Here is a 26,309-nt window from a genome sequence, read left to right as displayed (position 1 = left end):
GCTCAAGGCCGGGGTGACGATTGTTGGGGCGGAATTATCCTGCTAGCGGCACGAACGTCACCGGCAACCCATCCTTAGGCTGCGGGATCGGCCAGGCCTGCCATTCCTTGCCTGATCCCGGCGCCAGCTCGATGCGATAGCGGCGCAGCAACTGCGCGATCAGGATGCGCACCTGCATCTCGGCGAAGTGCAACCCCAGGCACATATGCGCGCCGCCGCCGAACGGCACCCAGGCATATTTGTGCCGGCCCTTGGCGTTTTCGGGCGCAAAGCGCAGCGGATCGAATGTCTCGGGATCGGGCCAGATTTCGGGCATCTTGTGGGTATAGCCGACCGACAGCCCGACTTGCGTGCCGGCGGGGATGCGATAGCCGCCAAACTCGAATTCCTTCAGCGCGCGGCGCGGGATGGAGGGCACCGGCGGCACCAGCCGCAGCGCCTCGCGGAACGCCCATAAGGTCAGCTCCATCTTGTCGAGCTGGCCGTAAGCCGGGCCCTCGTCGTCGTTCAGGCCGAGCGCCAGCACTTCCTCGCGCAGCTTTTCCTGCCATTCGGGGTGGCGCCCCAGCATCATCACCAGGCTTGTCGCCGACGAGGTGATGGTGTCGTGCGCCGCCATCATCAGGAAATTCATGTGATCGGCGATCGCTTGGTCGCTGAGCGGCTGGCCTTGCTCATCGGTGGCGCGGCAGAAGATCGAGAAGAAATCCTGTCCGTCGCCAGTCCGTCGCGCCGGGATTTCGCGCTTGAACAGGCCAACCAGATACGCGCGCGCCGCCGCGCCCTTGCCCATCTTGGTGCCCGGCAGCGGGGAGCGGATCGGCGCGACCGAGGCCTGGACTTCATCGACGAACGCCTGGTTGATCCGGTCCGCCTCGGGCCCAAGCGGCATGCCGAGAAAGCAATCGGCGGCCAGATCGAGCGACAGCTGCTTGATCGCCTTGTAGAAGGGCATTGGCCGGTTGCCCCAGCTAGCGACTTCACGCGCGATGCCGGCGTTCAAGCGCTCGGCGTAATGGCGCATCGGCTCGGGCTTGAACGCGACCGATAGCGTGCGCCGGTCGGCACGATGCGCCTCGAAATCCATCAGCATGAGCCCGCGCGGGAACAGCAGGTTGAGCGTCGGCCCCCAGCCTTGCTCGGACGAGAAGATTTTCTCGCGGTCGAACAGCACCAGCTCATTCGCCTCAGGCCCAATCAGCGAGACACCGTGCGAGCCGAACGCGTTGTTGCGGAACACCTTGCCATAAGTTGCGATCATCCGCCGGCCGAACCCGGTCGGGTCAGCGAGCAGCGGAAAGGTGTTGCCGACCACCGGCCACCCGGTCTCTCCCGGGATATGCTTCAGCTCGGCCAGTCCGACCTTGGGCAGCCAATGCGGATTGGCCTTATGAGTATGTGCGTGCGCCATCGACCTCTCCGGGTGCTTACTGACACGGGTATAAGTAAGCCGGCGGCGGCTGTGAAGGACGTGGCGCGCTAAATCATGCGAACCGATGCTTCAGCGCCAGCATCGCGAGCGCCGCCTTGGCTGCCTCGCCGCCCTTATCCTTCTGCGCCGGATCGGCGCGGACGATGGCCTGCGCTTCGTTCTCGGTCGTCAGGATGCCGTTGCCGATGGCGAGGCCATCCATGCTGAGCGCCATCAACCCGCGTGCGCTTTCGCCCGCGACGATCTCGAAATGATAGGTCTCGCCGCGAATGACGACGCCGATCGCGACATAGCCGTCATACGCCCCGCTCGCGTCGGCAAAGGCGATGGCTCCAGGGATTTCGAGCGCGCCGGGGACGGTGATCGTCTCATGCGCATAACCCGCATCCTCGATCGCGGCGCGCGCGCCGGCGAGCAGCATGTCGTTCAGATGCTCGTAGAAACGCGCTTCGACGATCAGAATCTTGGCCATTTCTTACTCTCCCCCCGTTCCCGGGATCGCGCGCTCGCCGACGATGCTCAGGCCATAGCCGTCGAGGCCGATCAGCGTATGGTGTGTGTTGGTCAAGAGCACCATGTCCTGCACGCCCAATTCGGTCAAAATCTGCGCGCCGATGCCGTAGTCGCGCAATTCCTCGACTTGCGGGTCGCCGGCGCCCTTGCCTTCGCCGCGCAGCTTGATGAACTGCGAGACGATGCCTTGCATCGGCCTGTTGATCACGACGATCACCCCGGCGCCTTCCTCGGCAATCGCCTGCATCGAGCCCGAGAGCAGCCCGGCGCGCTCCGATTCCTCGCCGAACACATCGACGAACATCGACATGGTGTGCATGCGGACGAGCGTCGGCTTGGCGGGGTCGATATGGCCCTTTTGCAGCGCCATCAGCTCGTCGCCGGTCACTTTGTTGCGAAAAGTGAGCGCGCGCCACTCGCCGCCCCAGCGGCTGGTGAAGGCGATTTCGGCGGTTTTCTCGACGAGATGGTCGTGGCGGCGGCGATAGGCGATCAGGTCGCGGATCGTGCCGATCTTGAGCTCGTGGCGGCGCGCGAAGTCGATCAGGTCATCCATCCGCGCCATCGTGCCGTCGTCACGCATGATTTCGCAGATGACGCCTGACGGGTTCAGGCCGGCGAGCCGCGCGACATCGACCGAGGCCTCGGTATGCCCCGCGCGCACCAGCACGCCCCCATCCTTGGCGACGAGCGGGAAGACATGGCCCGGCGTGACGATATCGTCGCGGCCCTTGGAAGCATCGATCGCGACCGACACCGTCCGCGCGCGGTCATGCGCGGAAATGCCGGTGGTGACGCCTTCCTTCGCCTCGATCGAGACGGTGAAAGCGGTTTCATGCCGGGTGCCGTTGTTGCGGCTCATCAGATCGAGCCCAAGTTGATCGACGCGCGCCTTGGCAAGCGCGAGGCAAATGAGGCCGCGGCCATGCGTCGCCATGAAATTGATCGCCGCCGGCGTCGCCATTTGCGCGGGGATGACGAGATCGCCCTCATTCTCGCGATCCTCATCATCGACCAGGATGAACATGCGGCCGTTGCGCGCTTCCTCGATGATTTCCTCGATCGGCACGAGCACGGGCGTGTCGTCGCTGGCGAACAGGAAGCCTTCGAGCTTGCGCAGCGTCTCCGCCGTCGGGTTCCAATCGGGCGCGTCGAGGTCGCGCAGCGTGTTGGCATGGAGGCCGGCGGCGCGGGCGAGGCCGGAGCGCGACATGCCGCCATCGACGACAAGCTTGCGGACGCGTTCGATCAGTTGAGTGCTCATGGGGAGGCTATCTCACATTATAATGTGATCTGCAAGAGCGATAATCACATCTCACCCCACATCGTCATCCCAGCGAAAGCTGGGATCGCAGGCCATTCCGGGGGATTCAAGCCGCAAGCGGCCCCAGCTTTCGCTGGAGCGACGGATCAGGAGCCGAGCCGCTCGCGCATCCGCGCTAGATACCGTGCAAGCACGTCGATCTCTAGATTCACCGCCTGCCCAACCTTCAGATCGCCGAACGCGGTCACTGCCCAGGTGTGTGGGATGATGTTGAGCCCGAAAATGCAAGGGCCGGCGCCCTCATCGACCACGGTGTTGACGGTGAGCGACACGCCGTCGACGGTGATCGAGCCCTTGGCGGCGATATAGGGCGCGATTTCCGCCGGCGCGCGGATGTCGACGCGGTGCGAGCCGCCTTCGCTGGCGATGCGGACGACTTCGCCGATACCGTCGACATGTCCAGTGACGATGTGCCCGCCCAGCTCATCGCCAATCTTGAGCGCGCGTTCGAGGTTGAGGCGGCGCCCCAGCGTCCACTGCCCCTGCGCGGTGCGGCTGATCGTCTCCCCCGATACCTCGAAGGCGAGTGAGCCCGGCGCCCCCGGACCCGATTTGTCGATCACCGTCAGGCACACGCCCGAGCACGCGACCGAGGCGCCGAGGTCGATCGTCGCGGTATCGTAAGCGGTGGCGACCGTGATCCGCGTGTCGCCGGGCTGCTCGATCGCGGTGATGGTGCCGATGTCGGTGATGATGCCGGTGAACATTGCTAACCCCTCACCCGCTCGTAGACTTCCAGCCGGTCGCTGCCAAGCTGCCGCGCGTCGAGCAAGCGCCAGCGGCCATGGGCATCGGCGAGGCCGGTGGGGCCGATATCGCCGACCGCGGGGCGGCCGCCGCCGATCAGGATCGGTGCACGATAGAGCAGCAGGCGATCGACCAAGTCAGCGGCGAGGAAAGCGCTCGCCGCGCCAGCGCCGCCTTCGACGAGCAGGTGGTCGACGCCGTCGAGCGCGGCAATGGCGGTGGGGGAGGGGATCATCTCCCACCCCCCATTCGTCGCCCCAGCGAAAGCTGGGGCCGCGTGGTCATCGCGCCCTACCTCGCCAGCTGCCCCAGCGTTCGCTGGGGCGACGAGTTGGGGATGGGTGGTCAGGACCAAACGCCGTGGACTGCGCGCTTCCAGTCCCGGCAGCCTGACATCAAGCCGCGGCCGGTCTTGCTCCCAAGTCCCCCGCCCGACCAGAATCGCCTCATGCCGCGCGCGTTCCAGATGCGCGTGCGCGCGCGCTTCCGGCCCGGTGATCCACTGGCTCTCGCCATCGGCGCGGGCGATGGCGCCGTCGAGCGAGGTGGCGAGCTTCAGCGTCACCAGTGGCCGGCCATGGAGGCGGCGACACAGGAACCCGGCCATCGATCGACGCGCCTCGCGTTCGCGCACGCCGGTCGTCGTCGCGATGCCCGCGTCGCTCAGCCGCGTCAGGCCGGCGCCATCGGTGCGCGGATCGGGGTCGCGCAGCGCCGCAACAGCGCGAGCGACGCCAGCGGCGACCAGCAGGTCAGCGCAGGCCGGCCCGCGCGGCGAGACATGCGCGCAAGGCTCCAGCGTCGTGTATACCGTTGCGCCGTGCGCGCGGTCGCCCGCCTCAGCCAGCGCCATCGCTTCGGCATGCGGACGCCCGCCCGGCTGCGTCCAGCCGCGACCGACCACGCGGCCATCCTTGATGATGATGCTCCCCACACACGGGTTGGGCGCCGTCAGCCCGCGGCCGCGCTCGGCGAGCGCTAGCGCGGCCCCCATCCAGCGTGCATCATCGGCAGCGCTCAGATGCCCATCGCTTTCAGCTTGTCATCGAGCCGCTTATACGCTTCCTGGTTCTTCTTGCGCACCGCGTCCTCGGCGGCCTGGCGCTTGTCCTTCTCGATCTGGTTGGCCTTGTTCGCGGCGATGATCTCCGCCTCGGTGCGGCTCGCCGGCCATTGCTCGACATAGATGATGTCGGGGCGGTTATCCTTCTGGAAGTGCGAATCGTGGATAAAGCCGGCGAACAGCGCGAAGACGATCGCCGCGCATAGCAGCATGATCCGCCAGTTGCGCCCTTCGCGACGCATATAGCTGAACAGATCGCGACCGGCGCGGGTCGGGGAAAAGCGGGCAAGGTAACTGGCCATGCCCGCAATCTAGGGCAGCGCCGGCCGAGATGCCAGAGGGCGCTATTGCTCGTCCTGCAAGTGAAAGCTCACCGCCATCTGCTTCCAGCTTTCCACCGCGACGCCATCGCGGGTAGCCGGCTTGAAGCGCCAGCGCTCCAGCGCGCGACGGCGCGTGGCATCGAGGAACGCGTCGCTCGTAGCGGAGACGGGCTCCACCGCATGGACCCTGCCATCGGTGCCGATCAGCACGCGGATGACGACGCGCCCTTCGCGGCCCATCTGGCGTTCGGATGGCGGGTAGAAGGGCTGGAAGTCGCCGGCGTGCGCGGGGTCGATGGCAGCGCCGATCAGCACCGGCGGTTTGGGCGGATCGATCACGACGCCATTGCCACCCGTATCGGCGCCGGTCGCGGGGCCGGGATCGCTGGTCGGCGTGGGATCGACCCGGATCAGGCCGGGATCGGTCGTGACCGGGATTTTGATCGGCGGATCGAGTCGATCGATCGGCTGCGGCTTGGGCAGCGCGTGCTGCTGGTGCGGTTTGGGTTGGGGTTCGGGTGGCGGGGGTGGTGTCAGCGGGATGGGATCCGCGATGAACGGGTGATCGATGATCCGGGTGATGATCTTGGGCGCCGCCGTCGCCAATCCCAGCATCACCAGCGCGGTCGCGCCCAGTGCCATCGCCAAGCCATTGGGGTTGAGGCCGCGCTGGGCGGCATAACCAGTTGTCCTCATGCCTGTCTCCATCCTCTATCGCCGGATGCGTTGCCGGCGATAGAGGATGTTACAACATCACATATTGAGATACAATATCATATTGCCGATGTCCGTTCAGGTTGCTTCTGATATTGAACCGTCATCCCCGCCTGCGCCGGAATGACAGCTTTCGATGATCAGCCGGCTACGCGCTTACTCGCCGTACAGCGCCTTCGCATCGGCGTGGAACGCCGCGCCGCTCGCGTTGCGGGTGTAGAACATGTGCCCGCCCGGATAGAGCGCGAGGTGCACGCGATTGGCGTCACCGAACGCGGGCAGCTGGTCGATGATCAGTCGCGAGCCCATGAACGGGCACGACAGATCGTTGAAGCCATGCGCGATCAACACTTTCATCTTGGGATCGTTCGCCATCGCCTCGCGCAAGTCGGACACCGGCTTGTCGGTGATGGTCTTGCGGTCCCACGCCTCGTTCACCGCGAAGGACAGCGCTTCATAATGGCCCTCGGCTTTCCAGCCGACCACGCGCGTCACGAAATCGACCATCGCGCTCGTCGTCGGCGCGAGCAGCGCGTTGAGGATGGGGTCGCCCGATCGCCGCTCGGCGCTGGTCGGGAAGGGATCGTAGGCAGTCACGTTGGAATCGTACACGCTGCCGATCTTGCCGTCGGCGCGGTGGCTCTCGCGCAGGAAGGTGTTGATGTCGATGCGACCGCCAAGTCGCTGCACCAGTGCGGGGTCGAGCCCGGTCAGCTCGGCCACCTTGGCCGCCATGCGTTTCGCCGCCTCGGGGTCGGACTTGCCGGCCAGGAAATCGGTCGCATAGGCCCCGCGCGCATAAGCGACCACCGGCGCGATCGTGTCGGCGGAAAGCCGCCCCTCGCGCTCCAGCTTCGCCGCCGCCATTGACGGCAGGTTGATGATCCAGGGCAGCGGCGACAGCGCAGTATCGTCGCCGATCGCCGGCGGATCGAGATAAGGCGACACCATCACCACGCCGTTGACGCCGACGCCCATCTGCGTCTGCAGCGCATTGGCGATGCGCGGCGCGCGATAGCCGCCATAGCTTTCGCCCATCACATATTTGGCCGAGCGCATCCGCCCCGCCTTGGTCAGCCAGTCATAGACGACGCGCGACAGATATTTGATGTCCTGCTCGGGCCCGTAGAAATCCTTCTTGGTCTTCTCGGCATCTTCCAGGCTGCGGCTGAAGCCGGTGCCGATCGGATCGATGAAGACGAGATCGGTCAGATCGAGCCAGCTATTGGGATTGTCGCGCAACACCGGCGCGTCGGACGGCGCATCGCCCTCGTCGCCGAATGGCACCCGCTTCGGCCCGACCGCGCCGAGATTGAGATAGACCGACGAGGCGCCCGGTCCGCCGTTGAACGCGAAGGTCACCGGCCGCTCGCCGCCGCCGGGCACCGTGTAGGCGGTGTAGACGACTTCTCCGATCTTCTTGCCCTCGGCATCGCGAACCACGATCGTGCCCACGGTGGCGGTATAGTTGATCGTGCGCCCGCCAATCACCGCGCTTTGCGGCACCGATTTGTCTTCGGGGAGCGGCGGCAGCTCGCTTTTGGGCGCGGTGGCCTTGTCGGCATCGGGCTTGGCATCGGCGGCCATGCTGCTCATTGGTGCTGCAAGCAGGGTAAGAGCGGCCAATCCCACGAACAACTGACGCATCGCTGATCCTCTTCTGGTTTGGCGCTTCATGGCAAGCGTGTATTGGCGTGGCAAGTCACTAAATTGCCGCGGCGCGCAGCCGCTCGATCGCCGCGTCGCGCCCGATCAGCGGCAGCAGCGCCGCCATGTCTGGACCGTGATCATGCCCGGTGAGCGCGCGACGCAGCGGCAGGAAGAGCGGCTTGCCCTTGCGCCCCGTCGCGTCTTTGAGTGCGGCGGTAAGCGCGTGCCAGGGATCGGCCGACCAGTCGATCGTCGCGGCAACGCTCGCCGCCTGATCGAGATAGGCGCGTTCCTCCGCGTCGGCGGGCGTAACCGCGTCGACCGGCCCGGTGATCACCCGCCACCACGTCGCCGCATCCGCCACGACCGCCAGATTGGGCCGCACGACGTCCCAAGCCCGTGCGTCCATGCCCTCGGGCAGCCGCGCGCGCACCTGATCGAACGGCAGCTGATGGATGATCCGCGCGTTCAGCTGCGCCAGTTCCGCCTCGTCGAACCGCGCGGGCGCCCGGCCGAAGCGCCCGAAATCGAACGCGGCGATCAGCGGCGCGACCTCGGCAATCGGCTCGACCGGATCGCTCGTCCCCAGCCGCGACAGCAGCGCGATAATCGCTTGCGGCTCGATGCCACCGTCACGAAACGCATCGACGCCCAGCGAGCCCATCCGCTTGGAGAGCTTGCCTTCGCTTCCCACCAGCAGCGCCTCATGCGCGAAGGCGGGCGGCGGCGCCGCCAGCGCCTCGAACATCTGGATCTGCAGCGCGGTGTTGGAGACATGGTCCTCGCCGCGCACGACATGGCTGATGCCAAGCTCGATATCGTCGACGACGCTGGGGAACATGTAGAGCCAGCTGCCATCGGCGCGGCGGATGACCGGGTCGCTCATCGTTGCGGGATCGAAGCGCTGGGGCCCGCGGATCAGGTCGGTCCATTCGATCGGGTGTTCGTGATCGAGCTTGAAGCGCCAGTGCGGCTTGGTGCCTTCAGCCTCCAGCTTGGCGCGATCGGCATCGGTCAGCTGCAGCGCGGCACGATCATAGACCGGCGGCAGGCCGCGCCCGGCGAGCATCTTGCGCTTCAGCTCCAGCTCCTGCGCGGTTTCATAGGCCGGGTAGATGCGCCCTTCTGCCACCAGCATCTCGAACCGCGCTTGATAGCGCTTGTAGCGGTCCGACTGGCGCACCTCGCGATCGGGGTTCAACCCCAGCCAATCGAGATCGTCGCCAATCGCCTGGACGAACCGCTCTTCGCTCCGCTCGCCATCGGTATCGTCGATGCGCAGCACGAATTGCCCGCCCTGCTGGCGCGCGAACAGCCAGTTGTGGAGCGCCGTGCGGATATTGCCGACATGCAGCCGGCCAGTCGGCGCCGGCGCGAAACGGGTAATGACGGTCATGATCTATGCGCGCTTAGGGCCGCAAACAGCCCGCCGCAAGGCATCAGCGCTTAGACAAGCCGTGGCTGGTGACGACGGCCTCAAGGTCGGCGCGCTGATCCTCGGTCATCACGCGCATCGGTATGAAATGAAACAGGTTATCGTTGAAGTAGAACAGGTAGGTGCGCGCGCCATGCGCCCATCCGTGGAAATCCGACCAATCTATCTGTCCGGTACCTGCCTTGCTCTGATAACTGAGGCCGGCATCAGACCAACCGTAGGTGAAAGGCGCATGCAGCGTCTTTTGTTGACGAAATAATCGCTTCGCGCGCGACGGTATCAAGACGTAGGACAGGCCCCAGCAGATGGGAATCGCGATCAGTCCCCAGCCCGTGATGCTCGCGATCATCCACGGCGTATCTTGCCATTCGTCTTCGTATGCCGCGAAGACTCCGATCGCGGCGCACACGATGATGCTGATCAGCCAGCTTCGCAGCGTTCGCCAGCGCCTCAGGGACGCTCGGAAACCAGCTCGATTGGCGGCAACATAATCCGCCTCAGTCGGCTGATAGGTGACTTGCCCCGCCATTCGCTTGCTCTTCCCTTGCCTGCCCAAGCCTCTTAAGGGACTAGCGTCCAAGGGCGGGAGTTGCAAAGACGATGAAATTGATGACCGGCAATGCCAACCTGCCGCTCGCCCGCGACATTGCCGCCTATCTCGAACTGCCGCTCACCAATGCGAGCGTGCGCCGCTTCGCCGACGAAGAAGTATTCGTCGAAATCCACGAGAATGTGCGCGGCGAGGATGTGTTCGTCATCCAGTCGACCGGCTACCCGGCCAATGACAATCTGATGGAGCTGCTGATCTGCATCGATGCGCTGAAGCGCGCCTCGGCCAAGCGGATCACCGCGGTGGTACCGTATTTCGGTTATGCCCGGCAGGATCGCAAACCCGGCCCGCGCACGCCAATTTCGGCCAAGCTCGTCGCCAATCTCATCACCGTCGCGGGCGCCAACCGGGTGCTCTCGGTGGACCTGCACGCGGGCCAGATCCAGGGCTTTTTCGATATCCCGACCGACAATCTCTATGCCGCGCCGGTGATGTCGGCGGATATCGTCGCGCGCTTCGGCGGCGAGAACCTGATGGTCGTCTCGCCTGACGTTGGCGGCGTGGTCCGCGCCCGTGCGCTTGCCAAGCGGCTGGAGAACGCGCCACTCGCCATTGTCGACAAGCGCCGCGAGCGCGCCGGCGAAAGCGAAGTGATGAACATCATCGGCGATGTCGAAGGCCGCTTCTGCGTGCTGATCGACGACATCGTCGACTCGGCCGGCACGTTGTGCAACGCGGCGGCGGCGTTGAAGGCGGCGGGCGCGAAGGACGTCGTCGCTTATTGCACGCACGGCGTGCTGTCAGGCGGCGCGGTGGCGCGGGTCGAGGGCTCGGAGCTCAAGGAACTCGTCATCACCGACTCGATCGGCGGCGGTGATCCGGCCAAGCACAGCGATCGCATCCGGCATTTGACCATCGCGCCGCTGCTCGCGGAAGCGATCCGGCGGATTGCGGATGAGAGTAGTGTGTCGAGCTTGTTTGATTAGGTTCGGCTGCTTTCAAGCAGAAGGCAAACGACGGCCGATCAATCATCCCGAGATCGAAACATTGCCGATTGTCGTCCCGATCCGAAGGCCACGGCTCTTTGCAAGCAATTGGGCCGATATGCTCCAATAGACGTCGAGATCGCCAAGTTCCAAGTTACTGAGATCGTCCAAACCACCAAGATATAGCGGCATTTTATAGCCCACACATTGGTTGAACCCGGGCTTCGTCCCGCCACTCTTGAGCCATTGCACGAAAAACGAATAAGCAGCCGCCGCGTCGGGGTCCTCTGCCAATTCTTCCTCGTGAAAAGCTCGTTTATCGACCGGAATTTCCAAGGCTTCCCCTGTGCCAGGCTCCAGCATCACGACCTGCGGCATACCGTCTGCCAGCCGATGGTGGTCGATCGCAAACTGGCGGCCCAGCCAATCGGCTCCAAAGCACTCGATACGGCCCGCGAGCTCCGGAAATGCGTCAATGGCCAATTTGGTGAAGCGGACAACGTCTTCGTTTCGATGCCGGCGATATGCCCCGTCCAGGTATAACACTCGATGTTGCCTCCAAGCCCCTCAACGCTGCATTTTAGCCTCAAGCCGCCTCTTGGGCGCAAGCGGCTGTGGCCTAGACGCCAAAGGTATCTAAACCCGCTCCACTACCCGCCCCGATCCATCCTGCACCCCCGGCGCCCGCACCCCCGCCAGTTCCCGCCGCTTCAGCTCCGCCTTCAGCGCCTCGGGCTTGGGTGCCCAGATGAAGCCGAAGCTCACCGTGCCCTGCTTGGTCTCCACCGCATGGTGCAGCCGGTGCGCCTGGACGATGCGCTTCATATAGCTCGAGCGCGGCACATAGCCCGTCGTCACCCGGCGGTGGACGATGATGTCGTGGAAACCGAGGTAAATCGCGCCATAGGCCGCGATGCCGCCGCCCACCCAGCCGCACCAATCCGGAAAGCCAAAATAGGCCGCGCCCACCAGCAAGGTGATCGAGGGGCTGGCGAAGATCACGAAATAGAGGTCGTTCAGCTCCCAAAAGCCGGTGCGCGGGCGGTGGTGGCTTTCGTGCAGGAACCAGCCAAAGCCATGCATCACCCAGCGGTGCATGACATAAGCGACGCCTTCCATGAAGGCGATGGTGGCGACGAGCAGGGCGAGGCCAGCGAGGATAGACATGATCGCCGCTATAATCACCGTCGCCGCGATTGGCGAGAGCGCGCGCGTGTTCGGGCGTAACTCGCGCCTGCCGTAACGGCAGCCGCGAAGGGGTGGATTCGTGCTGCCCGCTGTGCTTTAGGGCAGCGCAAACCCCGCTATCGAAAGGCGCGCGCGTCCCATGAACATCCACGAATATCAGGCCAAGGAACTGCTCGCGAAGTTCGGCGTGCCCGTCCCCGCCGGTTTCGCCGCGATGAGCGTGGAGGAAGCGGTCGAGGCCGCCAAGAAGCTGCCCGGGCCGCTTTATGTGGTGAAGGCGCAGATCCATGCCGGCGGGCGCGGCAAGGGCAAGTTCAAGGAATTGCCGCCCGAAGCCAAGGGCGGCGTGCGGCTGGCCCGGACACTCGACGAGGTACGCGCGGCGGCGGCCGACATGCTCGGCAACACGCTGGTGACGGTGCAGACCGGCGAGCATGGCAAGCAGGTCAACCGCCTCTACGTGACCGACGGCGTTGATATCGCCAAGGAATTCTATCTCGCGGGTCTGGTCGATCGCAAGACCGGCCGCGTTGCCTTCGTCGTCTCGACCGAAGGCGGCATGGACATCGAAACCGTCGCGCACGACACGCCGGAGAAGATCCACACCTTTGACGTCGACCCCGCCACCGGCTTCATGCCGCATCACGGCCGCGCGGTTGCCAAGGCGCTCGGCCTGTCGGGTGATCTCGCCAAGCAGGCGCAGAATGTCGCCGCCAAGCTCTACGATGCGTTCATCGGCACCGATGCGAGCCAGATCGAGATCAACCCGCTCGCCATCACCACCGACGACAAGCTGATGGTCTTGGACGCGAAGGTCGGCTTCGATTCGAACGCGATGTTCCGCCACAAGGACTTGGCTGCGCTCCGCGATGAGACCGAAGAGGACCCGATGGAGCTGGAAGCGAGCAAATACGATCTCGCCTACATCAAGCTCGATGGCGATATCGGCTGCATGGTCAACGGCGCCGGCCTCGCGATGGCGACGATGGACATCATCAAGCTGAACGGCATGTTCCCCGCCAACTTCCTCGATGTCGGCGGCGGCGCCAACAAGGAGAAGGTGACGGCGGCGTTCAAGATCATCCTGAGCGACCCCGCGGTGAAGGGCATCCTCGTCAACATCTTCGGCGGCATCATGCGCTGCGACATTATTGCCGAGGGCATTGTCGCGGCGGCGAAGGAAGTGAATCTGGCGGTGCCGCTGGTCGTCCGGCTGGAAGGCACTAATGTCCAGCAGGGCAAGGACATCCTCGCCAATTCGGGCCTGGCGATCGTGCCGGCGAACGACCTGGGCGATGCCGCGCAGAAGATTGTCGCTGAGGTGAAGAAAGCGGCGTAATTTCCACCGTCACCCCGGCCTTGAGCCGGGGTCCCGCTGCCGTTTTGGATGGGGCATAAGAAGCGGGATGCCGGATCAAGTCCGGCATGACGAATTAGAGAGGTTGGACACGTGAAGATACTCGTCCCCGTCAAGCGTGTGCTTGACTATAACGTAAAGCCCCGGGTGAAGGCCGATGGTACGGGCGTTGACCTGGCCAACGTCAAGATGAGCATGAACCCGTTCGACGAAATCGCGGTCGAGGAAGCCATCCGCCTGAAGGAAAAGGGCGTCGCGACCGAAGTGATCGCGGTGTCGGTGGGCGAGACCAAGGCGCAGGAAACGCTGCGCACCGCGCTCGCGATGGGCGCGGACCGCGCCATCCTGGTGGTGAGCGACGACAAGGTCGAGCCGCTCGGCGTCGCCAAGATCCTGAAGGCGATCGCCGACGAGGAACAGCCGGGTCTCGTCATCCTCGGCAAGCAGGCGATCGATGACGACAACAATCAGACTGGCCAGATGCTCGCCGCGCTGACCGGCTGGGGCCAGGGGACGTTCGCCAGCAAGGTCGAGATCGAGGGCGATCATGTGAAGGTGACGCGCGAAGTCGATGGCGGGCTCGAGACGGTGAGCCTCAAGCTGCCCGCGATCGTGACGACCGACTTACGCCTCAACGAACCGCGCTACGCCTCGCTGCCCAACATCATGAAAGCGAAGTCGAAGCCGCTCGCGCAGAAGACCGCCGCCGATTATGGCGTCGACATCGCGCCGCGCCTGACGACGCTGAAGGTGGTCGAGCCCGCCAAGCGCAGTGCCGGCATCAAGGTGGCGGACGTCGATGAGTTGGTCGGCAAGATCAAGGCGATGGGCATCGCGGGCTGAGGAGATCAACCGTCCCCGCTCGTGCCAATCGATATCAAGGCACGGGCTGCGTGACACGCCCCTCGCACATTGCTCGGGGCGAACGGTGAGTAGGATTGGGCTATGAAGACATTGGTTTGGGTTGAGCATGACGGCAGCACCGTCAAGGACGCCACGCTGTCGGCAGTGACCGCTGCGTCGCAGTTGGGCGAGGTGCATCTGCTCGTTGCCGGGCAAGGCGTCGGCGCGGTGGGTGAGCAGGCCGCGAAGATCGCCGGCGTCGCCAAGGTGCATGTCGCCGATGACGCCGCTTTCGGCCACGCGCTCGCCGAGAATGTCGCGCCGCTGATCGCCGAGCTGATGGGACATCACGACGTGTTCGTCGCGCCGGCGACGACCAACGGCAAGAACATCGCGCCGCGCGTCGCGGCATTGCTCGATGTGATGCAGATCAGCGACATATTGTCGGTCGAGGGGGCGGATACCTTCACCCGCCCAATCTATGCCGGCAACGCCATCGCGACGGTGCAGTCGAAGGACGCCAAGAAAGTCATCACAGTGCGCGGTACCGCCTTCGCCAAGGCGGCGGCCGAGGGCGGATCGGCGGCGATCGAGACAGTGGGCTCGACGGGGGACAAGGGCGTCTCCAGCTTTGTCTCGGCCGAAATCGCCAAGTCCGAGCGTCCGGAACTGACCAGCGCCAAGGTGATCGTCTCGGGCGGCCGCGCGCTGCAGAATAGCGAGAATTTCCACACCATCATCGAGCCGCTCGCCGACAAGCTCGGCGCCGCCGTCGGCGCCAGCCGCGCCGCGGTCGATGCGGGCTATGTCCCCAATGATTATCAGGTCGGCCAGACCGGCAAGATCGTCGCGCCCGAAGTCTATGTCGCGGTCGGCATCTCGGGCGCGATCCAGCATCTGGCGGGGATGAAGGATTCGAAGACCATCATCGCCATCAACAAGGACGAAGACGCGCCGATCTTCCAGGTGGCGGACATCGGCCTGGTGGGGGATTTGTTCAAGGTGGTGCCGGAATTAACCGAGAAACTTTGATCGGTCAGTCGGCGATTGCGATTATCGCCGACACCCTCGATTGGGAACGGGATGGCGCGGCGTTCCACCGGGGTGCCGCGTTTTCTTGTTTGGATCGAATCGAGAGCGTTCTTTCCGATGTCCCGGCAGATCGAGCGGGCGTTCGCTTGCGCGGCCTTCCCGGATTACGCGAACTCCTGAACGCTGATAGCCCCATTGGGGCGCTGGCCGCAGCGCACATCGGAGCTGGTGCCAAGCCGGTGCGCGCGATCCTTTTTGACAAGTCACCCGGCGCGAACTGGGCACTTGATTGGCATCAGGACCGGACGATTGCCGTTGACGCGCATCTGCCGGTGCCCGGTTTCGGCTCTGAGACGATCAAGGCCGGCATTCCGCATGTCGAGCCACCGTTCGAGATCATCGAGCGGATGGTCACACTGCGCCTTCATCTCGATGCGGTGCCGGAGAGCAATGCACCACTGCTGATTGCGCCTGGATCACACCGGCTCGGCCGCGTCCTCGATCATGCGATTGCCGATGTGGTGCGGCAATTGGGCAGTTACGCCTGCCTCGCGAACCGGGGTGACATCTGGTGCTATTCAACGCCGATCATCCATGCGTCCGCCAAAGCTCGCAAGCCTATGCGTCGTCGGGTGTTGCAGGTCGATTATTCAGCGGACTCGCTGCCCGGCGGACTTCAGTGGGCAGGCGTTTGAGACGTAGGGAGCCAGCATGACCATCACCCGCCGCATCGCCGTCGTCCAGGCCGGCTCCACGCTCTTCGACACCCCCGCCACACTCGACCGCATGGCCGCGCATGTCGCCACGCTGAAGGACGCCGGCGCCGAGCTCGCGGTATTCCCGGAAGCCTATATCGGTGGCTATCCCAAGGGTCTCGATTTCGGCGCGGCGGTGGGCTCGCGGACGCCCGCCGGGCGCAATGATTTCGCGCGCTATCATGCCGCGGCGATCGACGTGCCCGGCCCGGAGACGGCGCGGATCGGCGAGATGGCGGCGGAGGCGCGGGCGACCTTGGTCGTCGGCGTGATCGAACGAGGCACGGCATCAGGCGGGGGCACGCTCTACTGCACCGCGCTCACTTTCGGCCCGGACGGCGCGCTTATCGCCAAGCACCGCAAGCTGATGCCGACCGCGAGCGAGCGGCTGATCTGGGGGCAGGGCGATGGCTCGACGCTCCCCGTTGCCGATACGCCGGTGGGCAAGGTCGCGGCGGCAATCTGCTGGGAAAATTACATGCCGATGCTGCGCCAACATTATCACGCGGCAGGCGTGCAATTCTGGTGCGCGCCGACCGTCGATGATCGCGACATCTGGCAGGCATCGATGCGCCACATCGCTTATGAAGGCCGCTGCTTCGTGCTCAGCGCTTGCCAATATCTGACGCGCGCCGACGCGCCGGCCGATTATGACTGCATCCAGGGCAACGCGCCTGAAACGGTGCTGATCCGCGGCGGCAGCGTGATCGTCGGGCCGCTGGGCGATGTGCTCGCCGGGCCGGTCTATGGCGAGGAAGCGGTGCTGATCGCCGACGTCGACCTGAGCGACATCGCGCGGGGGAAGTATGATCTGGATGTCGCGGGGCACTATGCCCGGCCCGATGTGTTCGAGCTGAGGGTGGATGTGCGGATGAAGGCGGGGGTGGTAGTCGAGCGGGGGGATGCGGTGGAGTGACGTAACAAAGCGGCTTGGGGGTGGAGGAGCGACAGACCGGTTTTGGTGCAATATGTGCGAGGCCAGCCGTCAGCGGCGAGTTCGCATAGCGGCCAAAACTGCGGGTATGGTGCGGCTAGCCCCAGGGAACACGCTGAAGTTGCCGCAGGTGTCTAATGTGAACTGCTTGCCAATGGGCTTGTCGAAAACTTCAGGCGATACGAAACCCAATATCTTCTGACCTTTCCTCAGCCAAAAACGCGCCGTCGTGTTCTCGCTAAAAACCCTTATGATCGCTGGCGGCTTCCCCTTGTAGATAGTTCTGACCTGCAGATCATAAAACGCTCCGATGTAAGGATCGAATCCCCATGGGCGCGGCCCGTTGAACTGGAAAGGCGGCCGGAGCGCCTTAATCTTGCCGTCCTCGCCGATCCAAATCTCGCGAATTACCGTTGCTACAACAACATACTGCGACCGGCGAAACTCATGGGCGATCGAATAATATCTCGGGTCATAATTAGGCAGCGTTTGATCTCCACCAACGCAATAAGCGAAGGCGTTCACGGGTGCTACCGAGAGCAACAAACCGGCCAATTGCCCTAGGTAGCGCCATTTGAGCGGTGTGTTCATTCCAGAATGCTACCGCAGTGCTTCCAGCTTTCAAGCGTTTCCATTCCTGGTCCAAGCGTCATCCGTTGGGTAGAAACCCACCACCCCTGTCCTACGGCCAAGCCGCCCGCTACCCTCCTCGGCGCTCTTTCCTACCGTCAGCCGCCTGACTTTCGCTTTGGGCAATGTTGTCCGCCGGGCTGCGGCCGGTCGTGCCGCCCCCCATGGTCAGTGGGAACATTCGGAACATTCGCGCCAATCTCGGGTGCCGGCCATTCGCGCCGTGCGCCCACATCGGGGTATCCATGTGCCCAGAACTCGTCACCGCGCCGGCTCGCAGCCGAGCAATGGCAATCCGCACCTCATGCAATCCGGGCGGTTGCGACCACGCCGCTCAGGCGGTGCGCTCGTCCGCCTCGTACAGCGTTACGCTCTCGCTCGCCGCCGCCAATGCGCGGACCTTGCCGATGAACTCGATCGATCCCGGCACCGCGAAATGGGTGTGGAGCGCGGCCATGTCGGTCCAGCGCTCAAAGAAGAACAGCCGCATCGGGTTTTCGGCGTCGATATGGACGGCGTGGCTGATGCAGCCGGGTTCGCCGCGCGAGCGGTGGACATGGTCGAGGCTCGCTTGCAGCAGCGCGTCGAAACTGTCGGGCCGTGCGGTCACGCTGCCGATGACGATGATCATGCCTGTTGCTCCTACCCCGCCCCCGCCAGTGCCTTTTGCCGCCGGCGCTGGACGCTGCTGCCGATGCCCATCGCCTCGCGGTACTTGGCGACCGTGCGGCGCGCGATGTCGAAGCCCTTGGCGTTGAGCAGCTCGACCAGCGTATCGTCGGAGAGGATTGCCTTGGCATCTTCCGCCGCGATCAGCGCGCGGATCGCGCTTTTCACGGCTTCGGCGGACACTGCATCGCCGCCATCCGCCGCCTGGATCGCGCTCGTGAAGAAATATTTGAGCTCATAAAGCCCGCGCTCGCAGCTGAGATATTTGTTGCTCGTCACCCGGCTGACCGTCGATTCGTGCATCTCGATCGCATCGGCAATCTGGCGCAGCGTCAGCGGCTTCAGATGAGCGACGCCGTGCAGGAAAAACGCTTCCTGCCGCTTCACGATTTCGGTCGCGACTTTGATGATCGTACGCTGGCGCTGGTCGAGCGCTTTCACCAGCCAATTGGCGCTCGCCAGGCAGTCATTGAGCCACGCCTTGGATGCCTTGTTCTGCGGGCCGCTGGCGAGCTCGGTGTAATAACTCCGGTTGACGAGCAGGCGCGGCAGCGTGGCGGCGTTGATCTCGATTGCCCAGCCATCCTTGCGACGCGCGACATAGAGGTCGGGCACCACCGGCTGCGCGGGCTCGCCGCCATAGCGGCAGCCGGGCTTGGGATCGTAATTCCTAAGTTCGCGGATCATGTCCGCCATGTCCTCGTCATCGACGTTGCACAGCCGCTTGAGCCGCGCGAGCTCGCCACGCGCGAGCAGATCGAGATTGTCGATCAGCCGCGCCATGCACGGGTCATAGCGATCGGCTTCCTTTGCCTGCAGCGCCAGGCATTCGGCGAGGTCACGCGCGCCGACGCCGGTCGGGTCGAAGGTCTGGATCACCGCCAGCACCGCCTCGACCCGGGCGAGCGCGACGCCGAGCCGGTTGGCGATATCGACGAGCGGCACGGTGAGGTAGCCGGTCTCGTCGATCTGATCGATCAGGTGCGCGGCGATGATCAGGTCAGCACCCGCCAGCGCTGCGCCCGCTTGCTCCATCAGATGGTCGGCCAGCGTCAGGCTGGTGTCGGCGAAGCCGTCGAAATCGGGGCCGTCCTCGCTGCCGCTCGCGCCGGTGCCGGCAAGGCCCAGGCTGCCGTCCATCCCCGCGCCATCGGCGGCGCTGTCGTGGTGGAAGGTGTCGGCGGCGAAATCGACGTCGAGCGAGGCTTCGCCGGTGCTGTCGCCGGCGGTGAGCAGCTCGTCGGCGCTGGCGGGTTCCTCGCGCGTCGGGATCGGCGCATCGGCTTCCGCGATTGGCCCGTCATCGTCACCGCCGCCGGTATCGAGCAGCGGGTTCTTCTCGATTTCCTCGGCGATGAACGCTTCGACTTCGAGGTTGCTGAGCGCGAGGAGGCGGATCGCCTGCTGCAGCTGTGGCGTCATCACCAGCGATTGCGACTGGCGAAGATCGAGGCGCGGCGCGAGACTCATAGCGCCTCTATCGTCACCCCAGCGCAAGCTGGGGTCGCTGGCCAGACAGTCCCATTATTGCGAGCGGCCCCAGCTTTCGCTGGGGCGACGTAAAGGGGCTGAACAATGACGACGTCCGACCAATCCCCAGCCCAAGCCAGGGCGACGATCATGGCAGCTGCCCGGCGCATTGCCTCACAGCGAGAAACTCTCGCCCAGATACAGGCGGCGGACATTGGCGTCGGCGACCAGCTCGTCGGGCGAGCCGGTGAACAGCACGCGGCCGTCATAGATGATGTAGGCGCGGTCGACGATCTCGAGCGTCTCGCGGACATTGTGATCGGTGATCAGCACGCCGATGCCGCGCCGCTTCAATTCCTTCACCAGGTCGCGGATGTCGGCGATCGAAATCGGGTCGATGCCCGCGAACGGCTCGTCGAGCAGCATGATCGACGGGTCAGCGGCGAGCGCGCGGGCAATCTCGGCGCGGCGACGTTCGCCGCCGGACAGCGCCATGGCGGGCGCGGCGCGCAACCGCGTCAGGCCGAACTCGCTGAGCAACTGCTCGAGCCGCGCTGCTCGAGCCGCTCGGTTGGGCTCGGAGAGTTCGAGCACGGCAGAGATATTCGCCTCGACCGACAGGCCGCGAAAGATCGAGGTTTCCTGCGGTAGATAGCCCAGCCCCAGGATCGCGCGGCGGTACATGGGCAGGCCCGTGATATCGACGCCATCGAGCATGATGCGGCCCGAATCGGGCTTCACCAGCCCCATCACCGAATAGAAGCAGGTGGTCTTGCCGGCGCCATTGGGGCCGAGCAGGCCGACGACTTCGCCCGGTGCAACCGATACCGAGACATCGGTGAGCACGGCGCGCTTGTCATAGGATTTGGCGATCGAGACGACCGACAAGCCCTGGCCTTGCGCCGGCGTGGCGCCGCTGTCGCGCGAGATGATGGTGGCAATGTCCATCTTTATCGGTCGTCCGGCCCCTGATTTGCGGCCATGATGGCCGATTGGCAGGCTTTGTGCATGGCTTTTGCCCGACTGCGGCCGCCAAGGGAACCCCTGACGTTATTACGGGCGCTGGAAAGCCGCGAGATTTAGATCCGCTCACGCGGCTGGTACCGAACCCGTTTCAGCATAGCTGAAACGAATTCTACTGATCCCGCTTGGGAACGGTGAAGTGGCCGGTCACGCGACCGCTGCTCGTCGTAGTGGTCGAGCCGCCGCCGCCCACCGCCGAGCCGTCGACCGAGGCGCGGCCGGTATCGAGATTGATCGTCGCGCGGCCGCCGGCGACATTGTTGCCGTTCTGGATCAGATCGACATTGCCGAGCATCGTGATCGTGCGGCCTTTGACGTCGTAGATCGCGTAATCGGCGCGCGCGCGCTGATCGGGTCGCGTGACGGTGACCCCGCCCAGCGCATCGACGCGCGTCGCTTCGGGCGAACCGTCAAGCGCGCTGCCGCTGAAAGCGACATTCACCCGCGCGGCGCGCAACGTCATCTCCGCTTGGGTAATGACGACATCGCCGGTCAGGATCGCGCGGTGCGCTTTGTCGTCGAGTTCCTGGTGCGCCGCCGAGAAATCGATCGGCGCCTGCGAGTCGTGGCGGTTCTCGGCCTGGGCAAAGCTGGCGAGCGCGGCAGCCGCAAGAGCGACAAGGGGCAGGGCGGCGGCACGCATGGCGGCTATTTCCTCCCTCCGGCGCGAATTCGCAAGTGGGTATTGCCGTCGAGGTGGACGATGCGGCCCTCAAGGTCCGCCGTCATCCGGTCGGCGCTGAACTTGCCTTGCGGCAGCGTGCCGGTCACCGCGCCGGTGCTCGTGAGCTTGCGGCTCTTCAAGTCGACCGTCGCCGCGCTGGTGTCGAGCTGATAGCCATTGGCGGCGCGGAACTGGAGCGGCGTGTCGATCGCGACGCGCTGGTGATCCATGTCGTACTGGCCATGCTCTGCGGCGAGCGTGGCCGGCCCGTCCTTCAACTGGATCTGCGCGGCGAGCTGGCTGAGCTGCACCAATGGTTCGCTTGAGCTCTTCTGCACGGCTGAGCCAGCGCGCAGCGCGAAGGGCTGGCCCTTGTCATCCTCGCCGCGATAATCGGCTTGCTGCAGCCGCATCCGTTCGCGCGCGATCGCGACCTTGTTCTTGTCGAGCACGAAGCTGACATCGCCGCCGACCAGCACCGGTGCCACCACCAGAAACGCCAGCAGCACGCCGATCAGCACCGGCAGCGCCATGCGGAGCACTCGGACGACCCCGTCATGGCTGCTCCCCGGCTGCGCCCAGGCGCGGCGTTGGGAACGGACACGGAGGGCAAGATCGGACATGCGGGCCTATATATGCGCGAAAATGTCGATTTCAGGCCAGCCGGCGAGATCGAGTTCCGCACGCGCCGGGAGAAAGTCGAAACAAGCCTGGGCCAGCGCGGTCCGCCCTTCGCGCGCCAGCCGCCGGTCAAGCTCCTCGCGCATCGCGTGGAGGTAGCGCACGTCGGACGCGGCATAATCGCGTTGCGCGTCGGAAAGCTCGGGCCCGCCCCAGTCGGACGATTGCTGCGCCTTGGAGATTTCCGCGCCGAGCAATTCGCGGACCAAATCCTTGAGCCCATGGCGATCGGTATAGGTCCGCACCAGCCGCGAAGCGATCTTGGTGCAATAGACCGGCGCCGCCGTCACCCCAAGATAATGGCGGATCGCCGCCAGATCGAAGCGGGCAAAGTGGAACAGCTTGAGCCGCGCCGGATCGGCAAGCACGGCCTTCAGATTGGGTGCGGCATAATCGCTGCCCGGCGCGAAGCGAACGAGATGCTCGTCACCATGCCCATCGGCGATCTGGACGACGCACAGCCGGTCGCGCGGGGTGATGAGCCCCATCGTCTCGGTATCGACCGCGACCGGGCCGGGCGCCAGCACACCGGCGGGGAGATCTTCTTCGTGAAGGAAAACAGCCATCGCGTGCGCCTAGCCGCGAATCGAGCGCACCTCAATGGTGACGGAGCTGATCAGGCGTTCCTTCGCCGCCGCGCCGCGATGTTGAGGCCCTCGACCCCCGCGGCAAACGCCATCGCGGTGTAGATATAGCCCTTGGGCACGTGCACGCCGAACCCCTCCGCCACCAGCACCATGCCGATCATCAGCAGAAAGCCGAGCGCCAGCATCACCACGCTCGGGTTATGCTCGATGAAGCGCGCGAGCGGGCCGGCGGCGATCATCATCAAGCCGACCGCGATGATCACCGCCGCGATCATGATCGGCAGTTGATCGGTCATGCCGACCGCGGTCAGGATCGAATCGACCGAGAAGACGAGATCGAGCAGCAGGATTTGCGTGATCGCGACACCCACTGTCATCGCTACTGCCTGCGCCGGGCCGTCGCGCTTGTCGAGCATCGCGGCCGAGGGCGTGGGATCGATGCTGTGGTGGATTTCCTTGGTCGCTTTCCACAGCAGGAACAGCCCGCCGGCGATCAGGATCAGGTCGCGCGCGGACAGCGCGGTTTCGAAGCTCGGCTCGCCATGCGCGCCAACCGGCCCGCTGATGCCGAGATCGATCACGGGCGCGGTCAGCCCGACGATCCATGCGACGGTCGAGAGCAGCACCAGCCGCAAGCCCAGCGCGAGGCCAATGCCCAGCCGGCGCACTCGCGCGCGGTCGGCCTCCGGCACTTTGTTCGAGAGCAGCGCCACGAAAACCAGATTGTCGATGCCGAGCACGACTTCCAGCACCACGAGCGTGACGAGCGCGATCCAGGCAGCAGGATCAAGCAGCAGGGCAGCGACCGACATGGCATCTTCTGTGCCCATTGCGGCACAACCTCGCAAGCATCTGGTTTGATTCGGACTTGCAAAGACGAATTTGTTCGCAGCGGCCTCGTTTTTGCGATATGCCCCCATAAAGGGCGCATAAGGTTAGGCGCTTGAAGACCTGTGTTCGTCGTCCGAGGCCCGGGTTCTTGCAATTGAGTATCGGGCGGTCCGGGAAGACGAACAGGGCATGAGTTTCGATAAAGGGCGGCGCGGCGAACGAGGCGGTCGTGGCCGCGACAAGCGCGATGGTTTCGGCGAAGACAACTTCGGCGGCGGTGGTTTTGACGGTGGCTTCAACGCCGGCGGCTTTGGCGGCGGTGACCGTTTCGGCGGTGGCGGCGGCGGTGGTGGCTTCCGTGGCGGCGGTGATCGCTTCGGCGGCGGCGGCGGTGGCTTCCGCGGCGGCGGTGGCGGCTTTGGCGGCGGGCGCGGCGGTGGCGGCATGCCTCCCCAGGTCGTCGGCGAAGGCAAGGGCGTCGTAAAATTCTTCAACGCGCAAAAGGGCTTCGGCTTCGTCGTCCGCGATGACGGCGGCGAGGACGTGTTCGTCCATATCAGCGCGGTCGAGGCAGCGGGGCTGACTGGCCTCGCCGAAGGTCAGCCGCTCGGCTTCACTCTCGTCGATCGTGGCGGCCGCATTTCGGCGACCGAGCTCAAGATCGATGGCGAGCCGCTGCCGGTAACGGGTGGCGGCGGTGGCGCCCCAGGGGCCGATCGCGGTCCGCCGCGCGAGCGCACGCCGCAGCGCCAGCTGACCGGTGAGAAGGCGACGGGGACGGTGAAATTCTTCAACGCGATGAAGGGCTTCGGCTTCATTCAGCGCGATGACGGCCAGCCCGACGCGTTCGTCCATATCAGCGCCGTCGAGCGCGCCGGCATGCCGACGCTCAACGAAGGCGACCGGCTCGAATTCGAGCTGGAGGTTGATCGTCGCGGCAAATACGCCGCCGTCAACCTGACGCCGATGCAGTAAGCATCACGTCGACTGAAAGCTGACCCGGCGGGCCGAAAGGCTTGCCGGGTTTTGCTTGTCCGGCGCCGAGCGGCCGCTGGAGACGAGAGAGCCGTTGATAGACCTTACCATCTCACCCGCCACAGCAAGCGACCTCCCCGCCATCCACGCAATCGTTGAAGCGGCGTATCGTGGCGACAGCGCCCGCGCCGGCTGGACGCACGAGGCCGATCTGCTTGCCGGCCAGCGCACCGACATCGAGTCGCTGGCCGACATCCTCGCCGATCCCGACCAGCGCCTGCTCGTCGCACGGTCAAGCGGCGCGATCGTCGGATCGGTCGTCATCGAGCGCAAGGATGAAGCGACGGCCTATCTCGGCATGCTCGCGGTCGATCCGGCGCTTCAGGCGGGCGGCATTGGCCGGCAGTTGATCGCAGCGGCGGAAGCGATGGCGGCGGCCGAATTCGGCGCGCGCGCCATCGAAATGACCGTCATCGCCCGCCGCACCGAGCTGATCGCTTATTATCAGCGGCGCGGCTATGCGCTCACCGGCGAGACGCGGCCGTTTCCCTATGACGACCGCCGCATTGGCGAGCCGTTTAGCCGCGACCTCGATTTCGTCGTGCTGGTGAAGGCGCTCGCCGCCGCCTGAACCCTCACTTCATCGGGATCGGCTTGCCGCGCACCATCACATAATCGACATGCTGCACGGCGGTGGCGTCGGTCAGGGGGTCGCCGTCAACGGCGATCAGGTCGGCGGACTTGCCGGCATCGAGCGTGCCCGTTTCTCTGGCCAGGCCGAGCAGATCGGCGCCCCCCTTGGTCGCCGCGACCAGCGCGTCGCGCGGCGTCATCCCGCCTTTGGTGACCATCAGCTCGACTTCCTGGGCGTTCTGGCCGTGCGGCGTCACTGCCGAGTCGGTGCCGAGCGCGATCTTGACGCCAGCCTTATAGGCGCGGTTGAGGCCGACGCCCCACGCTTCGAACGCCTGTTTCGCCTTGCGCTCGCTCGCCGGCTGCAACAGTCCCTTGCCCACCATGTTCGCCGCGCCGCGAAACGCCATCAGCGTCGCGACATAATAAGTGCCGTGCGCTTTCATGTCGGCGATGCCCTTCGCGTCGACATAGGTGCCGTGCTCGATCGAATCGACACCAGCGCGTACCGCCGCATCGATGCCCTTGGCGCCATGCGCGTGCGCCGCGACCTTCAGGTGGAGCGCGTGGGCAGTATCGATGATCGCCTTCATCTCGGCATCGGTGAAATGCTGTTCCAGGCCGATATCGCCGGGATCGAGCACGCCGCCCGTTGCCATGAACTTGATGACGTCGACGCCTTCCGCCGACAATTTGCGCACCGCCTTGGCGCATTCCTCGGTGCCGGTGCAGACGGTGAACTGGCCGGGGCTGGCGTTGATCGCGTCGCGCAGCTCGGGCGAAAAGCCGACCGAATTATCGGCATGGCCACCGATGATCGACAGCGGCTGGCCCGAGACTTCCAAGCGCGGCCCCGGCACCGTGCCGTCGTTGATCGCATCGCGCACCGCAATCGCCGCCACGCCCTGCGAGCCGACATCGCGCACCGAGGTAAAGCCGGCGCGCGCAGTGATCAGCGCGTTCTTGATGCCGGTAATCGCCGAATAATCCTCGGAATATTTGGGCGTCAGCGTCTGGTACCAGGGCAGGCCCGAATCCTGCGTCAGGTGGACATGCGCGTCGATCAGCCCGGGCAGCACGGTCTTGGCGCGCAGATCGACCACCGTCGCGCCGGCGGGCGCGGTAGCGCCTTCCTCGATCCGGATGATGCGACCATCGGTGACGATGATGGTCGATGGGCCGCGCGCCGGCTGGCTCGCATCGACGATCACATGGCCCGCCTGGATGGCGAAGGTTTCAGCCGACGCGGTGCCCGCCAAGGCAAGCGCGGCGATGGTGGTAATGGTGGTGCGGATCATGA

At 65.0% G+C, this 26,309-nt stretch carries 29 protein-coding genes; 8 read left to right on the top strand and 21 right to left on the bottom strand.

Going from position 1 to position 26,309, the window contains the following annotated elements; all coding sequences use genetic code 11:
- Positions 1–34 precede the first annotated feature (34 nt).
- The 10 genes from ACLB0R_RS13575 to ACLB0R_RS13530 form a co-directional block, all read right to left on the bottom strand.
- A complete protein-coding gene (locus ACLB0R_RS13575) occupies positions 35–1,411 on the bottom strand; it encodes a cytochrome P450 (RefSeq protein ID WP_416643171.1) in 1,377 nt (458 codons plus the stop codon).
- A 73-nt stretch (positions 1,412–1,484) separates the two neighbouring features.
- Positions 1,485–1,904 carry a 6,7-dimethyl-8-ribityllumazine synthase gene (gene ribH / locus ACLB0R_RS13570; protein WP_416643172.1) on the bottom strand — a complete coding sequence of 140 codons (420 nt, stop codon included), beginning with the start codon at positions 1,902–1,904 and terminating at the stop codon, positions 1,485–1,487.
- 3 nt (positions 1,905–1,907) lie between these two features.
- Positions 1,908–3,209, bottom strand: coding sequence for a 3,4-dihydroxy-2-butanone-4-phosphate synthase (gene ribB, locus ACLB0R_RS13565; RefSeq protein ID WP_416643173.1), 1,302 nt, complete (start codon positions 3,207–3,209; stop codon positions 1,908–1,910).
- A 146-nt stretch (positions 3,210–3,355) separates the two neighbouring features.
- A complete protein-coding gene (locus ACLB0R_RS13560; protein ID WP_416643174.1) occupies positions 3,356–3,976 on the bottom strand; it encodes a riboflavin synthase in 621 nt (206 codons plus the stop codon).
- Between the two features lie 2 nt (positions 3,977–3,978).
- The gene (gene ribD / locus ACLB0R_RS13555; protein WP_416643175.1) at positions 3,979–5,010 is read right to left on the bottom strand and encodes a bifunctional diaminohydroxyphosphoribosylaminopyrimidine deaminase/5-amino-6-(5-phosphoribosylamino)uracil reductase RibD; all 1,032 of its coding nucleotides are present in this window, start codon (positions 5,008–5,010) and stop codon (positions 3,979–3,981) included.
- 23 nt (positions 5,011–5,033) lie between these two features.
- Positions 5,034–5,381 carry a hypothetical protein gene (locus ACLB0R_RS13550; protein WP_416643176.1) on the bottom strand — a complete coding sequence of 116 codons (348 nt, stop codon included), beginning with the start codon at positions 5,379–5,381 and terminating at the stop codon, positions 5,034–5,036.
- A gap of 42 nt (positions 5,382–5,423) precedes the next feature.
- Positions 5,424–6,098, bottom strand: coding sequence for an energy transducer TonB (locus tag ACLB0R_RS13545; RefSeq protein ID WP_416643177.1), 675 nt, complete (start codon positions 6,096–6,098; stop codon positions 5,424–5,426).
- Positions 6,099–6,272: 174 nt separating this feature from the next.
- Positions 6,273–7,712: a S10 family peptidase gene (locus ACLB0R_RS13540; protein WP_434953858.1), complete on the bottom strand. Its 1,440-nt coding sequence runs from the start codon at positions 7,710–7,712 to the stop codon at positions 6,273–6,275.
- A gap of 109 nt (positions 7,713–7,821) precedes the next feature.
- Positions 7,822–9,162: a glutamate--tRNA ligase gene (gltX, locus tag ACLB0R_RS13535; protein ID WP_416643179.1), complete on the bottom strand. Its 1,341-nt coding sequence runs from the start codon at positions 9,160–9,162 to the stop codon at positions 7,822–7,824.
- A gap of 43 nt (positions 9,163–9,205) precedes the next feature.
- Positions 9,206–9,730, bottom strand: coding sequence for a YcxB family protein (locus tag ACLB0R_RS13530; protein WP_416643180.1), 525 nt, complete (start codon positions 9,728–9,730; stop codon positions 9,206–9,208).
- Positions 9,731–9,801: 71 nt separating this feature from the next.
- On the opposite strand from ACLB0R_RS13530, the gene ACLB0R_RS13525 reads away from it, so the two are divergent.
- The gene (locus ACLB0R_RS13525; protein ID WP_416643181.1) at positions 9,802–10,737 is read left to right on the top strand and encodes a ribose-phosphate pyrophosphokinase; all 936 of its coding nucleotides are present in this window, start codon (positions 9,802–9,804) and stop codon (positions 10,735–10,737) included.
- 42 nt (positions 10,738–10,779) lie between these two features.
- Here ACLB0R_RS13525 and ACLB0R_RS13520 read toward each other — a convergent pair whose 3' ends face one another.
- Positions 10,780–11,283, bottom strand: a complete 504-nt coding sequence (locus ACLB0R_RS13520) for a T6SS immunity protein Tdi1 domain-containing protein (RefSeq protein ID WP_416643182.1) — start codon at positions 11,281–11,283, stop codon at positions 10,780–10,782.
- A 90-nt stretch (positions 11,284–11,373) separates the two neighbouring features.
- Positions 11,374–11,904, bottom strand: coding sequence for a sterol desaturase family protein (locus ACLB0R_RS13515; protein ID WP_416643183.1), 531 nt, complete (start codon positions 11,902–11,904; stop codon positions 11,374–11,376).
- Between the two features lie 160 nt (positions 11,905–12,064).
- Here ACLB0R_RS13515 and sucC point away from each other — a divergent pair, with 160 nt between their 5' ends.
- The 5 genes from sucC to ACLB0R_RS13490 all read left to right on the top strand — a co-directional run bounded on the left by sucC (position 12,065) and on the right by ACLB0R_RS13490 (position 16,828).
- On the top strand, positions 12,065–13,264 hold the full coding sequence (sucC, locus tag ACLB0R_RS13510; RefSeq protein WP_416643184.1) for an ADP-forming succinate--CoA ligase subunit beta: 1,200 nt from the start codon (positions 12,065–12,067) through the stop codon (positions 13,262–13,264).
- Between the two features lie 111 nt (positions 13,265–13,375).
- Entirely contained in the window at positions 13,376–14,125 is a 750-nt protein-coding gene (locus ACLB0R_RS13505) for an electron transfer flavoprotein subunit beta/FixA family protein (protein WP_416643185.1), read from the top strand.
- Between the two features lie 102 nt (positions 14,126–14,227).
- Positions 14,228–15,157 (top strand): electron transfer flavoprotein subunit alpha/FixB family protein, encoded by a 930-nt coding sequence (locus ACLB0R_RS13500; RefSeq protein ID WP_416643186.1) that lies wholly within the window; start codon positions 14,228–14,230, stop codon positions 15,155–15,157.
- Positions 15,154–15,852: a phytanoyl-CoA dioxygenase family protein gene (locus ACLB0R_RS13495; protein ID WP_416643187.1), complete on the top strand. Its 699-nt coding sequence runs from the start codon at positions 15,154–15,156 to the stop codon at positions 15,850–15,852. The genes ACLB0R_RS13500 and ACLB0R_RS13495 overlap by 4 nt, the downstream gene beginning before the upstream one ends.
- A gap of 16 nt (positions 15,853–15,868) precedes the next feature.
- Entirely contained in the window at positions 15,869–16,828 is a 960-nt protein-coding gene (locus ACLB0R_RS13490; RefSeq protein WP_416643188.1) for a carbon-nitrogen hydrolase family protein, read from the top strand.
- Positions 16,829–16,897: 69 nt separating this feature from the next.
- On the opposite strand, the gene ACLB0R_RS13485 is transcribed toward ACLB0R_RS13490, so the two are convergent.
- From ACLB0R_RS13485 to ACLB0R_RS13450, 8 genes are all read right to left on the bottom strand, one after another.
- The gene (locus tag ACLB0R_RS13485) at positions 16,898–17,437 is read right to left on the bottom strand and encodes a hypothetical protein (RefSeq protein ID WP_416643189.1); all 540 of its coding nucleotides are present in this window, start codon (positions 17,435–17,437) and stop codon (positions 16,898–16,900) included.
- Between the two features lie 373 nt (positions 17,438–17,810).
- Entirely contained in the window at positions 17,811–18,107 is a 297-nt protein-coding gene (locus ACLB0R_RS13480; RefSeq protein ID WP_416643190.1) for a putative quinol monooxygenase, read from the bottom strand.
- 11 nt (positions 18,108–18,118) lie between these two features.
- Positions 18,119–19,615 carry an RNA polymerase factor sigma-54 gene (gene rpoN / locus ACLB0R_RS13475; RefSeq protein ID WP_416643191.1) on the bottom strand — a complete coding sequence of 499 codons (1,497 nt, stop codon included), beginning with the start codon at positions 19,613–19,615 and terminating at the stop codon, positions 18,119–18,121.
- A 174-nt stretch (positions 19,616–19,789) separates the two neighbouring features.
- A complete protein-coding gene (gene lptB, locus ACLB0R_RS13470; RefSeq protein ID WP_416643192.1) occupies positions 19,790–20,563 on the bottom strand; it encodes an LPS export ABC transporter ATP-binding protein in 774 nt (257 codons plus the stop codon).
- Between the two features lie 187 nt (positions 20,564–20,750).
- On the bottom strand, positions 20,751–21,281 hold the full coding sequence (locus ACLB0R_RS13465; RefSeq protein WP_416643193.1) for an LptA/OstA family protein: 531 nt from the start codon (positions 21,279–21,281) through the stop codon (positions 20,751–20,753).
- A gap of 5 nt (positions 21,282–21,286) precedes the next feature.
- Positions 21,287–21,925 (bottom strand): LPS export ABC transporter periplasmic protein LptC, encoded by a 639-nt coding sequence (gene lptC, locus ACLB0R_RS13460; RefSeq protein ID WP_416643194.1) that lies wholly within the window; start codon positions 21,923–21,925, stop codon positions 21,287–21,289.
- A gap of 6 nt (positions 21,926–21,931) precedes the next feature.
- Positions 21,932–22,549 carry a ribonuclease D gene (locus ACLB0R_RS13455; protein ID WP_416643195.1) on the bottom strand — a complete coding sequence of 206 codons (618 nt, stop codon included), beginning with the start codon at positions 22,547–22,549 and terminating at the stop codon, positions 21,932–21,934.
- A 50-nt stretch (positions 22,550–22,599) separates the two neighbouring features.
- Positions 22,600–23,382 carry a TerC family protein gene (locus ACLB0R_RS13450; RefSeq protein ID WP_416643196.1) on the bottom strand — a complete coding sequence of 261 codons (783 nt, stop codon included), beginning with the start codon at positions 23,380–23,382 and terminating at the stop codon, positions 22,600–22,602.
- 208 nt (positions 23,383–23,590) lie between these two features.
- On the opposite strand from ACLB0R_RS13450, the gene ACLB0R_RS13445 reads away from it, so the two are divergent.
- Entirely contained in the window at positions 23,591–24,376 is a 786-nt protein-coding gene (locus ACLB0R_RS13445) for a cold-shock protein (protein ID WP_416643197.1), read from the top strand.
- Positions 24,377–24,470: 94 nt separating this feature from the next.
- Complete coding sequence (locus tag ACLB0R_RS13440) at positions 24,471–25,007, top strand: GNAT family N-acetyltransferase (RefSeq protein WP_416643198.1); 537 nt, start codon at positions 24,471–24,473, stop codon at positions 25,005–25,007.
- A 4-nt stretch (positions 25,008–25,011) separates the two neighbouring features.
- Here the strand turns inward: ACLB0R_RS13440 and ACLB0R_RS13435 are convergent, their stop codons facing one another.
- Complete coding sequence (locus ACLB0R_RS13435; RefSeq protein ID WP_416643199.1) at positions 25,012–26,307, bottom strand: metal-dependent hydrolase family protein; 1,296 nt, start codon at positions 26,305–26,307, stop codon at positions 25,012–25,014.
- Positions 26,308–26,309 lie beyond the last annotated feature (2 nt).

Source organism: Sphingomonas sp. GlSt437, from assembly GCF_048015635.2.
Lineage (GTDB): Bacteria > Pseudomonadota > Alphaproteobacteria > Sphingomonadales > Sphingomonadaceae > Sphingomonas.
Note: the sequence above shows the minus strand (reverse complement) of the source record. Positions and strands in the feature narration are given on the sequence as shown.

What these genes read in the sequence shown, in the direction of transcription:
- ACLB0R_RS13575 (WP_416643171.1), bottom strand. Translation starts at nt 1,411, where the DNA reads ATGGCGCACGCACATACTCATAAGGCCAATCCGCATTGGCTGCCCAAG.
- ribH (WP_416643172.1), bottom strand. Translation starts at nt 1,904, where the DNA reads ATGGCCAAGATTCTGATCGTCGAAGCGCGTTTCTACGAGCATCTGAAC.
- ribB (WP_416643173.1), bottom strand. Translation starts at nt 3,209, where the DNA reads ATGAGCACTCAACTGATCGAACGCGTCCGCAAGCTTGTCGTCGATGGC.
- ACLB0R_RS13560 (WP_416643174.1), bottom strand. Translation starts at nt 3,976, where the DNA reads ATGTTCACCGGCATCATCACCGACATCGGCACCATCACCGCGATCGAG.
- ribD (WP_416643175.1), bottom strand. Translation starts at nt 5,010, where the DNA reads ATGGGGGCCGCGCTAGCGCTCGCCGAGCGCGGCCGCGGGCTGACGGCG.
- ACLB0R_RS13550 (WP_416643176.1), bottom strand. Translation starts at nt 5,381, where the DNA reads ATGGCCAGTTACCTTGCCCGCTTTTCCCCGACCCGCGCCGGTCGCGAT.
- ACLB0R_RS13545 (WP_416643177.1), bottom strand. Translation starts at nt 6,098, where the DNA reads ATGAGGACAACTGGTTATGCCGCCCAGCGCGGCCTCAACCCCAATGGC.
- ACLB0R_RS13540 (WP_434953858.1), bottom strand. Translation starts at nt 7,712, where the DNA reads ATGAGCAGCATGGCCGCCGATGCCAAGCCCGATGCCGACAAGGCCACC.
- gltX (WP_416643179.1), bottom strand. Translation starts at nt 9,162, where the DNA reads ATGACCGTCATTACCCGTTTCGCGCCGGCGCCGACTGGCCGGCTGCAT.
- ACLB0R_RS13530 (WP_416643180.1), bottom strand. Translation starts at nt 9,730, where the DNA reads ATGGCGGGGCAAGTCACCTATCAGCCGACTGAGGCGGATTATGTTGCC.
- ACLB0R_RS13525 (WP_416643181.1), top strand. Translation starts at nt 9,802, where the DNA reads ATGAAATTGATGACCGGCAATGCCAACCTGCCGCTCGCCCGCGACATT.
- ACLB0R_RS13515 (WP_416643183.1), bottom strand. Translation starts at nt 11,904, where the DNA reads ATGTCTATCCTCGCTGGCCTCGCCCTGCTCGTCGCCACCATCGCCTTC.
- sucC (WP_416643184.1), top strand. Translation starts at nt 12,065, where the DNA reads ATGAACATCCACGAATATCAGGCCAAGGAACTGCTCGCGAAGTTCGGC.
- ACLB0R_RS13500 (WP_416643186.1), top strand. Translation starts at nt 14,228, where the DNA reads ATGAAGACATTGGTTTGGGTTGAGCATGACGGCAGCACCGTCAAGGAC.
- ACLB0R_RS13490 (WP_416643188.1), top strand. Translation starts at nt 15,869, where the DNA reads ATGACCATCACCCGCCGCATCGCCGTCGTCCAGGCCGGCTCCACGCTC.
- ACLB0R_RS13485 (WP_416643189.1), bottom strand. Translation starts at nt 17,437, where the DNA reads ATGAACACACCGCTCAAATGGCGCTACCTAGGGCAATTGGCCGGTTTG.
- ACLB0R_RS13480 (WP_416643190.1), bottom strand. Translation starts at nt 18,107, where the DNA reads ATGATCATCGTCATCGGCAGCGTGACCGCACGGCCCGACAGTTTCGAC.
- rpoN (WP_416643191.1), bottom strand. Translation starts at nt 19,615, where the DNA reads ATGAGTCTCGCGCCGCGCCTCGATCTTCGCCAGTCGCAATCGCTGGTG.
- lptB (WP_416643192.1), bottom strand. Translation starts at nt 20,563, where the DNA reads ATGGACATTGCCACCATCATCTCGCGCGACAGCGGCGCCACGCCGGCG.
- ACLB0R_RS13465 (WP_416643193.1), bottom strand. Translation starts at nt 21,281, where the DNA reads ATGCGTGCCGCCGCCCTGCCCCTTGTCGCTCTTGCGGCTGCCGCGCTC.
- lptC (WP_416643194.1), bottom strand. Translation starts at nt 21,925, where the DNA reads ATGTCCGATCTTGCCCTCCGTGTCCGTTCCCAACGCCGCGCCTGGGCG.
- ACLB0R_RS13455 (WP_416643195.1), bottom strand. Translation starts at nt 22,549, where the DNA reads ATGGCTGTTTTCCTTCACGAAGAAGATCTCCCCGCCGGTGTGCTGGCG.
- ACLB0R_RS13450 (WP_416643196.1), bottom strand. Translation starts at nt 23,382, where the DNA reads ATGTCGGTCGCTGCCCTGCTGCTTGATCCTGCTGCCTGGATCGCGCTC.
- ACLB0R_RS13445 (WP_416643197.1), top strand. Translation starts at nt 23,591, where the DNA reads ATGAGTTTCGATAAAGGGCGGCGCGGCGAACGAGGCGGTCGTGGCCGC.
- ACLB0R_RS13435 (WP_416643199.1), bottom strand. Translation starts at nt 26,307, where the DNA reads ATGATCCGCACCACCATTACCACCATCGCCGCGCTTGCCTTGGCGGGC.